This is a genomic window from Hymenobacter profundi, assembly GCF_019334315.1.
GTDB classification, from domain to species: domain Bacteria; phylum Bacteroidota; class Bacteroidia; order Cytophagales; family Hymenobacteraceae; genus Hymenobacter; species Hymenobacter profundi.
Genome location: NZ_JAHWGL010000069.1, coordinates 17,228 through 28,864 on the forward strand (window position 1 = coordinate 17,228; position 11,637 = coordinate 28,864).

At 58.3% G+C, this 11,637-nt stretch carries 8 protein-coding genes; 3 read left to right on the forward strand and 5 right to left on the reverse strand.

Annotated elements, in window-relative coordinates; all coding sequences use genetic code 11:
- Window positions 1–92 precede the first annotated feature (92 nt).
- Together KYK14_RS15200 and KYK14_RS15205 are read right to left on the reverse strand one after the other, a co-directional pair.
- A complete protein-coding gene (locus KYK14_RS15200) occupies window positions 93–2,285 on the reverse strand; it encodes a TonB-dependent receptor (protein WP_219159970.1) in 2,193 nt (730 codons plus the stop codon).
- Between the two features lie 72 nt (window positions 2,286–2,357).
- Entirely contained in the window at window positions 2,358–2,741 is a 384-nt protein-coding gene (locus KYK14_RS15205) for a DUF6660 family protein (protein ID WP_219159972.1), read from the reverse strand.
- 324 nt (window positions 2,742–3,065) lie between these two features.
- On the opposite strand from KYK14_RS15205, the gene KYK14_RS15210 reads away from it, so the two are divergent.
- From KYK14_RS15210 to KYK14_RS15220, 3 genes are all read left to right on the forward strand, one after another.
- The gene (locus KYK14_RS15210) at window positions 3,066–5,633 is read left to right on the forward strand and encodes a PIG-L family deacetylase (protein WP_219159974.1); all 2,568 of its coding nucleotides are present in this window, start codon (window positions 3,066–3,068) and stop codon (window positions 5,631–5,633) included.
- Window positions 5,634–5,874: 241 nt separating this feature from the next.
- Entirely contained in the window at window positions 5,875–6,024 is a 150-nt protein-coding gene (locus KYK14_RS15215) for a hypothetical protein (RefSeq protein ID WP_185280808.1), read from the forward strand.
- Window positions 6,021–7,727 carry a sodium:solute symporter family protein gene (locus KYK14_RS15220; RefSeq protein WP_219159976.1) on the forward strand — a complete coding sequence of 569 codons (1,707 nt, stop codon included), beginning with the start codon at window positions 6,021–6,023 and terminating at the stop codon, window positions 7,725–7,727. The genes KYK14_RS15215 and KYK14_RS15220 overlap by 4 nt, the downstream gene beginning before the upstream one ends.
- Window positions 7,728–7,943: 216 nt before the next feature.
- On the opposite strand, the gene KYK14_RS15225 is transcribed toward KYK14_RS15220, so the two are convergent.
- The 3 genes from KYK14_RS15225 to KYK14_RS15235 all read right to left on the reverse strand — a co-directional run bounded on the left by KYK14_RS15225 (window position 7,944) and on the right by KYK14_RS15235 (window position 11,551).
- Window positions 7,944–8,822, reverse strand: a complete 879-nt coding sequence (locus tag KYK14_RS15225; RefSeq protein ID WP_219159978.1) for a DUF2911 domain-containing protein — start codon at window positions 8,820–8,822, stop codon at window positions 7,944–7,946.
- Window positions 8,823–9,002: 180 nt separating this feature from the next.
- Window positions 9,003–9,536 (reverse strand): hypothetical protein, encoded by a 534-nt coding sequence (locus KYK14_RS15230; RefSeq protein ID WP_219159980.1) that lies wholly within the window; start codon window positions 9,534–9,536, stop codon window positions 9,003–9,005.
- Between the two features lie 188 nt (window positions 9,537–9,724).
- Window positions 9,725–11,551 carry an ABC transporter ATP-binding protein gene (locus KYK14_RS15235; RefSeq protein WP_219159982.1) on the reverse strand — a complete coding sequence of 609 codons (1,827 nt, stop codon included), beginning with the start codon at window positions 11,549–11,551 and terminating at the stop codon, window positions 9,725–9,727.
- Window positions 11,552–11,637 lie beyond the last annotated feature (86 nt).

Genomic DNA, 11,637 nt, shown 5'->3' on the forward strand with positions numbered 1-11,637 from the left:
CGACAAGCTTAGCATGACGGCCTGACTTACTCCTTAAAATGGCTTCATTACCTCCAATGCCTAAACCGCAAAAGGAAGCGTTGTCACACCTTCTACAAAAACAGCTTGATGCCGCCGTTGGCCACTAGCCCTTCCAGCGGTGCCCACACCTCCCGGAAAGACGGCTGGTTGACGGGCGGTAGTACAACGGACTCGTAGCGGTTCTGCCGAATGTTGAGTAGGTTTTCAAAGTTGAGGAATACGCTGAAATGCTTCCAGCGCCGCTCGCCCATGGCGCCCAGCAGCCAGTAGGAAGGCGACTCCTCGCCCGTCGACAGCGGTTTGCGGCCGATGTAGTAGGCTTCCAGCCCTACCCTGAACTTGCCTTCCTGCTCGTACACGCCCACCAAATTCACGCGGTGCTTGGCCGTTAGCGGAACGGCGCTGTTGCGGTCGGCGCCGCTGTACTTGCGGCGGGTGTCTACCCGGCTGTACCCGGCGTAGAGCTGGAAATCCTCGTAGCCGATGCGGACGTTAGTTTCCAGCCCCCGGCTGCTAATCGGGCCGTCGGCGTTGGCGAACTGGTAGGTAGCCGTGCCCGCTCCCGGCGTGATAACGGCCGGAATATCAAGCACCAGCGCGTGGTTGAGCTGGGTGTAGAAGAACAGCTGATTCACCGACACGTCCAGCACTTCAAACAGGGTAGTGCGGTAGTTTACATCGAAGTTGCCGCCGCGTGAAGTTTCGGCCTGGGCGGCGTTTTGGTTGATGGGCAGCACGTTGCGGAAGCCCACGCTTTCGGCATCTTCGGTGAACAGGGTAGGGGCTTTATAACCCAATCCGCCGCCGAGGCGAGAAGTCAGGTGTTCTGATAGTCGGAACAGCGCCGACACGCGGGGTAGGGCGAAGAAGCCAAAGCGGTTGTGATAATCGCCACGCAGGCCAGTTTCCAGCGTCAGCCAGGGCCGCACGCGGTAGTTGTTTTGCAGAAAGACGCCTACCGTGGTGTACTGGTAATTGCGCCCCAGCGTAGCCCCACGCTCCGTGAATTGCTCCGTCCAGAGGTTGCCGCCGCCAATCCACTCGGCCCGCTCGCCGGTGTGCGTGTAGCTTGCTTCGCTGAAACTGGCCACCTGCTGCCCGGCAAAGCGGTACCCCGGCTGCGTGATGGTGCGGTTGAAGTAGCTCACGCTGTTTTTCACCGTGAGTATGGAGTGGGCAAAACGCTTGTCGAATTGCAGCTGCGACGAGGCCCGGTCGGAGCGGTTGCGCTCGAAGTAACGGTGTTGGCTGTCGGCGTCGCCGTCCAGCACCCGCATGTCGCCGCCGATGCGGTTTTCCCAATTGCCCATCGCGCCTACCGTTAGGGTAGCCGTGGGCGTGAGGTAGAAATACAGCCGCGGGTTGAGCGTGTACCGCTCGTAGTGCGGAATGGCCGAAAAGCCGGTGTTGCCGGGGTCGTATTCCTGCTGCGTGTTGCGAGCAGCAAACAGCGTGACGCCTACCTTCTGGCCTTTCTGCGCCCAAAAACCGCTGAGGTCGAGGCCGCCGGCAGTGGTGCCGTTGGCCATAAAGCTCAACTCCCGCTCGGCAGTAGGGCGCTTGGTAATCAGGTTCACCAGCCCCGCAATGGCCCCGCCGCCGTAGAGCGTCGACGCCGAGCCTTTAATCACCTCAATCTGCCGCAGATTCAGCGGCGGAATCTGCAAAATGCTCAGGCCCGCCGCGAAGCCCGAGTACAGCGGAAAGCCATCCTGCAACAGCTGGGTGTAGCGCCCATCCAGCCCCTGAATGCGAATGGTAGCGCTGGCCGATACGGCCGAGGTCTGCTGCACCTGAATGCCGGTGCTTTCGTTGAGTTGCATGCGAATATCGCCGGGCCGCATGTTGGCTTTTTCTTCCAGCTCCTCGCCCGTAATGGCCTCGATGCGGGTAGGGATATCGTCAATGCTGCGGTTGCTGCGGGTGGAGGTCACCACCACTTCTTCCAGCACCTCGCCCTCCACGGCCACCAGTTGCACCACCAGCGAGTCGCCGGGTAGGGGGAGGGTCAGGCTATCGGTTTGGGATTGATAGCCGATGGAAGAGTAGGTAAGCGCATAGCGACCCGGCGCCGGCACGGGTAGGGCCAGTCGCCCGTCCGTATCGGCCGCGGCACCTACGTTGCCCGGCATGAGTCGGGCCGTGGCTCCGATGAGCGGTTTGCCGGTTTCGACATCCCGGATAGAAACCCGGAGGGTGCCTTGCCCCCAGGCAATGGGCATAGTGAAGAGTGTCAGCCCCAGCGACACAGGTAGAAATTTCATGAAAACAAGAGAATAGCGTAGCCAATAGCCACCCAAGCCATCAAAAAGACTGGGCGGCAACCATCGGAAAAACTACGCTACGCGGGGCGGTTGCCAGATGCGCCCCGGCACTTCCAGCGCGTGTGGCGCTTGGTAGGTAGACCGCACCGCTTCAGCAAGCGGAGAGGGTAGGGGGCGTGCAGCCACAGGCGGTACAAGCTGCGGCACTGTGAAGCCAGGGCACGCCGTACACAGACAAAACGGCGAGCAACTCTCCGTGTGCGTGTGGTCGTCGTGGTCGGGGGCAGAAGACTGGGCGGTGGTGGTTGACTCGTCTTGGCAGACATCCCCACAGGGTAGGCCAGCCAGCACCAACACATATATTGCCAGGAAAAAGGCCCACAGCTTCATGCAGCAAAGGTAGTCGTTAGGTAGGTTAGTTATGTCAGAAGCTGCCAGCACGATGTAGAGACGCATATTTGCGTCTCGTCGTTGCTGCTATTGAAGCTGTTTAGAAAGTTAAAAGATTAACTATTGAACGCCAGATTAAGCATGACCGCCTGACGACTCTCCAAACAGCTTCATTGGTTATCCAACAACGAGATTATCGGCACGATGTCGTTGCTGCTATCGATTGTTCGACGATAAGACGCAAGTATGCGTCTCTACATTGGGTTGTTACCTGTTATAAGCAGCTTCTTATGGTCAACCTGCGTCCCTCAGCAGCTTGCAGCCACATAACCCCACAGCCGGCTTTCGTGTTGACCGGTATCTTTAAGGCCAAGTTCCTGATTCCTCTCTATGCTTATATCCCGATTTCGCGCCGCGCTGCTTGCAGTTCTTCTTGCTTCTGGTGCAGCACCTAGTGCGAAAGCCCAAGCCCCTAAAACCTGGTCTTCCTCGGAAATCCTGCTGGGTCTGAAAAAGCTGAACGTCCTCGGCTCGGCCATGTACATCGCCGCCCACCCCGACGATGAAAACACGCGCTTCCTGGCCTACCTCGCCAATGGCCGCTTACTGGAAACCAGCTACTTAAGCTGCACCCGCGGCGACGGTGGCCAGGACCTCATCGGCCCCGAAATCCGGGAGCAGCTGGGCCTTATTCGAACGCAGGAGTTGCTGGCCGCCCGCCGCATCGACGGGGCGCACCAGTTTTTCACCCGCGCCAACGACTTCGGTTTCAGTAAAACCTCACAGGAAACCTTCACCATCTGGGACAAGGAGCAGGTATTGGCCGATATGGTGTGGGTGATTCGCCAACGCCGGCCCGACGTGCTGTTCACTCGTTTCCCCCCAGACGCCCGTGCCGGCCACGGTCACCACCAAGCCAGCGCCATCCTAGCCGCTGAAGCCTTCGACGCGGCCGGCGACCCCAAGCGCTTCCCCGAACAGTTGAAATACGTGCAGCCCTGGCAGCCCAAGCGCCTGCTCTGGAACACCGGCAGCTACTTCACGCGCCCCGGCGAGGACCTGAGCGGCTACTTAAAAGTGGATGCCGGCGGCTACAACGCCCTGCTGGGTAGGAGCTACGGCGAAATCGCGGCCGAAAGCCGCTCCCAGCACCGCAGCCAGGGCTTCGGCTCAGCAGCGCAACGCGGTGAGGCGCTGGAGTATCTGCAACCCGTGAAAGGCGAAAAAGCCAAATCGGATCCTTTTGAAGGCGTGGACCAAAGCTGGAACCGTGTGCCCGGCGGCGCGGCCATTGGCAAAATGGTGGATAAGGTGATTAAGGAGTATGACGCGGCAAATCCGGCGGCGAGCGTAGCGGGGTTGCTGAAGGTGCGCAGTCAGTTACAAAGTGCCGCGAAAGAACAATTCTGGTATCTGGAAAAAATGCAGCAGGTAGATGTGCTGCTTCAAGCCTGCTTAGGACTACACATTGAGGCCAATGCGCCAACGGCGTCAATTGCGGCCAGCCAAACAGCTGAGGTAGTGGTGGAAGCAGTCAACCAGGGTGCTGTGCCTATCACGGTACGGCAGGTATGGGCTGAGGGCTTTGGCCGTGACACACTGGTTGCCAAAGAGCTACGGATAGGCCAAACTATGCGGGTAGTCTTGCGGCTGCCAGTGAGCAAGCAGGTGCCACCCTCTCAGCCTTATTGGCTACGCGAGCCCGGCACCATCGGCATGTACACCGTGCCCGCCGAACTGCCACTGGCACAGGCCGACCCAGCAGTTCACAAGAAATCAAAGGCCGAAAACTGGCTAACAATTGACCGCCAACACCTAATTGGGCGCCCGGAAAATCCGATTTCTCCTAATGTGACGTTAGAATTGGTGTTGCAAAGTGTACCTTTTTATATAACTGCCTCCGTCCAATACAAACACACCGACCCCGTCCTGGGCGAGCAGTACCAGCCGCTGGCCGTGGTGCCGCCCGTGGCAGTGAACATTGCTGGTAAGGCCTACGTCTTCGCTGATAATCAGCCCAAAACAGTGCCCGTAACGCTCGTTGCCGGCAAAGACAACGTGCGCGGCAACCTTACGCTGCAAGTACCCGCCGGCTGGCAGGTGGAGCCGGCCAGCGTGCCCTTCGAGTTGAAAGCAAAAGGCGCTGAGCAGTTGGTACAGTTTCAGGTGAAGCCCACCAACAGCACGAACAGCGAAGGCCAGCTCCGCGCCACTGCTTCTGTAGACGGCCAGACGTACACCCGCGGTTTGCAGACGATTGCCTACCCGCACATCCCCACCCAAACGCTGTTCCCCGAGGCTGTGGCCCCGCTGGTGCGGGTAGACCTGGCGAAGAAAGGCAACAACATCGGCTATATCATGGGCGCCGGCGACGAGGTGCCCGAGGCGCTGCGGCAGATTGGCTACACTGTTTCCCTACTCAACGCCGATGAGGTGACGCCCGAAACCCTACGCCGCTTCGATGCGGTGCTGCTGGGCGTGCGCGCCTACAACACCGTGGAGCGCCTGCGCGTGGCCCAGCCTACGCTGCTCGACTACGTGAAAAATGGCGGCAACCTCATCGTGCAGTACGTAGTGAGCCGCGGCGTGCTGCTGCCCGAAATCGGCCCCTACCCCCTCACACTCTCCAACGACCGCGTGACGGTAGAAAACGCACCCGTCAAGTTCCTCAACCCCAAAGCGCCCATCCTCAACACGCCCAACAAAATCACCGCGAAAGATTTTGAAGGCTGGGTGCAGGAGCAGGGCCTCTACTACCCCAGCAAGTGGGATAGTCATTACCAGACCGTCATCAGCAGCCACGACCCCGGCGAGACGGACAAGGAAAGCGCCATCCTCGTCGCCGACTACGGCAAGGGCCACTACATCTACACTGGCCTCTCGCTGTTCCGCGAGTTGCCCGCCGGGGTACCTGGCGCCTACCGCATCCTAGCCAACATGATTTCGTTGGGCAAGTAGGGTAGGGAGGAACAGAACGAAACTCCCCTCCTCAGATGAGGAGGGGATATTTTCGCAAAGCGAAAATTGGGGTGGTTGACGCCGTTGCTGATGTTGTTTGAGCTGCGCCATTTGTCATCCTGAGCCGTTTGTCATCCTGAGCTTGCGAAGGATCTTCTCACGCTAGAACGATTGACGTAACAACGACTCGTCCCAACGTGAGAAGATCCTTCGCAAGCTCAGGATGACAGGCACTTTTCACATGGATACCCGTTACTTTGCCAGAATGCGTGAGGAAATGACAAAAACAGAACAAGAAACCACCAACTGGCGGGCGTGGTACTGGCTGGTACTAGGCGCCCTGGCGGTCGAAATCGGCTTTTTCGCCTACTTAACTAACCTCTTCGCTTGAGTCTGCTCGATTGGTTGGTGCTAGGTGGCACCTTACTATTTATTGTGGGCTTCGGCACCTGGCGCACGCGCACGGCCGGCCGCACCCTCGACGGCTATTTGCTGGGCGGGCGACAGGCCAGTTGGTGGGGTATCGGGCTGAGTATCATTGCCACGCAGGCTTCGGCCATTACGTTTCTTAGCACGCCCGGCCAGGCCTACGCCGATGGCATGCGTTTCATTCAGTTTTACTTTGGGCTGCCGGTAGCCATGGTGCTCATCGCCATTTTCGCGGTGCCCATCTTCCACCGGTTGCAGGTGTTCACGGCCTACGAGTACCTGGAAGGCCGCTTCGACAGGCGCACGCGCACCTTGGCCGCAGTGCTGTTTCTGGTGCAACGTGGTCTCAGCAACGGCCTTTCGCTCTACGCGCCCGCGCTGGTGCTATCGGCAGTGCTGGGCTGGGATATCTCCTTGACGGTGTGGATGATTGGCGGCATGATGATTCTCTACACCGTAACGGGCGGCAGCCGGGCGGTGGCCGTCACGCAGCAGTTTCAGGTGGGCGTTATCTTCACGGGCATGGTGGTGGCGGGCTACCTATTGGTGCACTACTTGCCAGCGGAGGTAGGGTTTTCGGAAGCCATGCAGCTGGCCGGCCACCAGGGCAAGCTGAACCTGGTTGATTTCAGTTTCGACTTCAAAGACCGCTACAACTTCTGGTCGGGCATGACGGGCGGTTTGTTTCTGGCCCTGTCCTACTTCGGCACCGACCAAAGCCAGGTGCAACGCTACCTGGCCGGCCGCAGCCAGCGCGAAAGCCGCCTGGGCCTGCTCCTCAACGGCCTCGTGAAAGTGCCCATGCAGTTTGGCATCTTGCTGATCGGCGTGCTATTGTTTGTGTTCTACCAGTTCAACCCGGCGCCGCTCACCTTCAACCGGCCCGTGCTGGATGAGGCTGCCCGTAACACTACCTACGCGCCCGCCCTGCGCCAGCTGCAAACCGAGCGCACCCAACTGGCCACGGCCCGGCACAAGGCTTCCCAGCAACTCGTGCGCGCCTACGCCACTCGCAACCCCGAGCGAATAGCCGCTGCCGAAACCCACCGCCAGGCCGTAGATGCCGCTGTGCAGGGGCTACAGAGCCGCACCCAAACCCTACTGAAACAAGCGGCACCCGTTGCCAAAGCGCAGGAAGCAGACTTCGTATTTATCACCTTCGTGCTGAACTACTTGCCGCACGGGCTGGTGGGTTTGTTGCTGGCCGTGGTGCTATCGGCGGCTATGGGTTCGGCGGCGGGTGGCCTCAACGCGCTGGCGTCTACCACCGTGGTAGACCTCTACCGCCCCGCCTACCCCGGCGCCAATGAGGTACGGTGTGTGCGCGTATCGCGCTGGGCTACAGTGGGGTGGGGCGTGTTGGGCATCGGCTTCGCCCTGTTCGCCGCCCGCCTCGAAAACCTGATTCAAGCCGTGAATATCCTGGGCTCTCTGTTTTATGGCGCGATGCTGGGGCTATTTATGGTCGCATTTTTTCTGCCGAAGATTCAGGCAAAGGCGGCCTTCTGGGCTACGGTGGTAGGCCAGGTAGCCGTGCTGGTGCTGTTCAATACCACCGATATCGGGTATCTGTGGTTTAACATAATTGGGTGCGGGTTGGTGGTGCTGGTAGCCTTGGTGGTGCAACGGATGGCCTCACCTCCCGTTCCTCTCTCCCACGGGTAGGAGGAGCTAGACATGAGCCGTTAAACGCAGCCACCTCAGCTAATGCGTCGCTAATTGCCAGTTAATCAAAATAAAAGAGAAGCCAACTGCGCGAGCGGTTGGCTTCTCTTTGAATGTTTCCAGTAGCAGTCACGACGAAACAAGCCGAAGCAACTGGGTTGAATGATCTACGTCTGACTTCCTCTCTCCTTAGGGAGGGAGCCGCGGGGTGAGGCCCTACTTTTTCGCCTCAGCAATCAGGGCGTCGTTCATTTTTACGTATTCCGTGTTTTTAGCTTCGGCAGCCAGCTTTTTCGACTGTTCGGCGGAGGCGAGGGCAGCTTTCTTATCCTTCATCTTTAGCTCCAGCTTGGCTTGCGTGTGCAGGTTCCAGAACTTGGGGTCGGTGGCGTTGGCCTTCTTCAGCCATGTGAGAGCCTGCTTGTTGTCCTTGTTGTTGTCGATGTAGTAAACAGCAGCAGCGGCGAGGTCACCGGCCGAGGGGGTAGCGTTGTTGATGACCTTGTCATTGATCTGAGCCATCACCTTGGTATCCACATCAGTCTTGATGCCGAACTTCACGCCAGTATTTTCCCACTCTAGCTCTACATTGGCTGTGGCGGGAGTAAGGTCAGCGAAATTGATTGTGAAGGTTTCACGCTTCTCAGTTAGACGATAAGGCTTTACTGTAAACTTAGCTACGTCGTCTTGATCCTTGAAACCTTCTACATCTGCTCCTCGCTTTGTGTCTTTGCTCAGCACAATGGTCCAAGAAGTCTTACCAGGCACTGAGTAGATACCGTATTCACCGGCGGCTACTTTTTTGCCTTCTACAGTAACATCGTCCGAAAACTTGATTTTGGTGGTGGCATTAGCGCCTGTACGCCAACGTACATCGTACGGCCGCAGTGAGCCAAATACTACACGCCCCTTCGCACTTGGGCGCGAGTAAGTGATGGTAACATCCGTAAGGCCTACGCGCTGGGTAATGGTGCTAGTAGGGCTAGCAGCAGGTGTGCTAATCTGGGCTTGAGCAGCAGCGCTCAGCAGTAAACCCGTGGCAAAAAACGTGGCGCCCGCCACGCGGGTAGCTTTTGAAAGAGTAGTGGCAATCATAGAGAAATGAAAAGCAAATTGGAATGGGGCAAAAGTAGCGAAAACGAGCGCATCCGGCTGCGGGGTAGCAGAATAAGTAGAAACATAGTATGTTGTGTTTCTTCGTTTCTGACGTTGGGTAACCAGACTACTATTGGTCGTTCAACAACGCGACATAAACTGTTGTGTCTCCACGCTGCGTTAGGTCAGTTGCCGCAAGGATATACTGTGCTGCACCAATAGCGCTTCTACAGCTGCTGGGGTAGCGGGTGCTATCAGGCAGCGCAGATCGAGGTAGTAGCAGGCGGCTTGGGTAGGATAGAGCAAGAGCCAATCGGGACCTACCCGCACGGCGCGGCGTATAGCATTCCAGGGCGTCCGAAACTCGCCGACCGTGCTATTGCCTTGCAAGGCTTCATCGGTGAGCGTAAAGTCTGCTGGTTGTTGCAGCACCGGGTTTTGCGCGTAACCGCGCCGTAGTTGCCGGCGCACCAACGCGGCCCGCAGCAGCCCATACGCCACGCCTACTACCAATAGAGCCGGCGTCGACCAGGTGGTGATGTGGCCCCGCGTGTTCATTAGCTCCATCACCAAGCTTGCCATCAGCAACGCCAGCCCTACCCCCAGAATCCAGTGGTTGCGCCGGGTAGCAGGCGCTGCTCGCCACAGCCGAAAGTTCACCGCCACAAACTCATCGGCCGACATGGTGACGCGGGAGAACTGGATGGGTGGCATGAGGGCAGGGTAGGGAGAGAGCGGCAAGATAGAGCGTCACTCCGAACTGGTTGAGGAGTCTCGCGTGCTGACGAAAGGTACTAACTCACATTAGCGCACGAGATTCTTACTGATAGTTGGAATCACGAACCACTACTAGCACGCGAGATTTCTCACTGCGTTCGAAATGACGTTTCAGATTAAATGAGCTAGCTCAACTCAAACTGCAACTTCAACAAGTTAGCATACAGGCCATTATCATAATGAGCCAGCTCCTCGTGTGTGCCTTGTTCCACAATCTGGCCACCGTCGATGACCAGGATTTTGTCGGCTTTGCGGATGGTGGAGAGGCGGTGGGCGATGATGATGCTGGTTCGGCCTACCATCAGCTCGTCCATGGCGCTTTGCACCAGCTTCTCGCTTTCCGAGTCGAGGGCGGAAGTGGCTTCGTCTAGGATGAGGATAGCTGGGTTTTTCAGGATGGCGCGGGCAATGGCAATGCGCTGGCGCTGCCCGCCCGAGAGCTTGATGCCCCGCTCGCCTACTAATGTATCCAGCCCCTCCGGGAACGACTCGATGAACATCCACGCATTGGCCTGCTTGGCCGCCCGGATGATTTCGGCGTCGGTAGCCGAGGTGTCGCCGTAGGCAATGTTTTCGCGGATGGTACCGCCGAACAGGATGGTTTCCTGGGGCACAATGCCAATGTGGCGGCGCAGCTCCGTGAGGTCGAGTAGGGCAGCATCGCGGCCATCAATCAGGATTTTGCCGCCGCTCAGCTCATAAAACTGCATCAACAGCTGCACAATAGTGCTCTTGCCGGCGCCCGAGGGGCCTACCAGCGCCACTTTCTCGCCGGCCTGAATGTCGAAACTGATGTCCTTGAGTACGGCCAGGTCGGGGCGGGTAGGGTAGCGGAAAGCCACGTGCTGGTACTCGATGTCGCCGCGAATCTGGAGGGGGGTAGCACCGGGGAGGTGGGTAGGCTCGGCGGGCTCGTCCAGAATTTCGAGGATGCGCTCCGAGGAGCCCAGCGTGCTTTGCACCTTGCCGTATAGCTCGCCCAGCCCGGCCACCGAAGCACCGATGAAGATGGTATAGAGGGCAAACTGCGTGAGGTCGCCAATGGTCATCTGGCCCGATTGCACCAGCGTAGCCGCGCGCCATAGCACCAGCACAATACCACCAAACAGCCCCACAATAACAAATGACACAAACCCGCCGCGGTAGAGGTTGCTCTGTAAAGCGGCCTTCACCGTGCGCGTAAGCGAGCTGGTATAGCGGCCAGTTTCAAACTGTTCGTTGGTGAAGGCCTTCACCGTGTTGATGCCTTGCAAGGTTTCTTCCACAATCACGTTGGTTTTGGCCAACTCGTCCTGCGTCACCTTAGCCAACACCCGAATTTTGCGCCCGAACACCATCGCCAGCACCACAATGGGCGGAAACGTGAGCAGCATAAACATCGACAGCTTCACCGACACCACCATGATAAACACGATGCCCGCCAGCAGCGTCGTCACTTGCCGAAACAGCTCGGCTAGGGTCAGCGAAAACGAGTCCTGAATCACGCCCACATCAGACGTGATGCGGGAGGTGATGGCCCCTACCCGGTTGCGCTCGAAATAGGGGATGGGTAGGGTTACGAACTTCTGGTAAAGCGCCTGTCGGATGTCGCGCACGGTGAACTCGCTCACCTGCGTGAAAAACCAAATGCGCCCAAACGAGAACATGCCCTGCAACAGAATCAGCGCCGCAAAGCCCAGGGCAATCTGGTTGATGGAAACCACAGTGCCGTTGGGGAGAGTCACCGGGTGGCCGCTGGCGGTATCGGCCAGCTTGCCGATAATCCAGGGGAAGGCCATGGTGGTGGCGCTGGACAGCGTGAGCAGCACCAGGCCAATGATGAACTTGGTGCGGTAGGGCAACGTGAAACGGAAAATGCGCAGCCCCTGCCGAAAGCTCTCCTTATTCAGTTTCACCTTCGGCGCATCGCTGCCGACGTCGTTGCCGCTGGTATTCAATCCACTTCGAGCCATTGTGTATGTATTACTATCCGAGAGCCAAAGAAAGGTGTTGTCGTGCGTGCTGCACCTCCTGTCATCCTGAGCTTGCGAAGGACCTT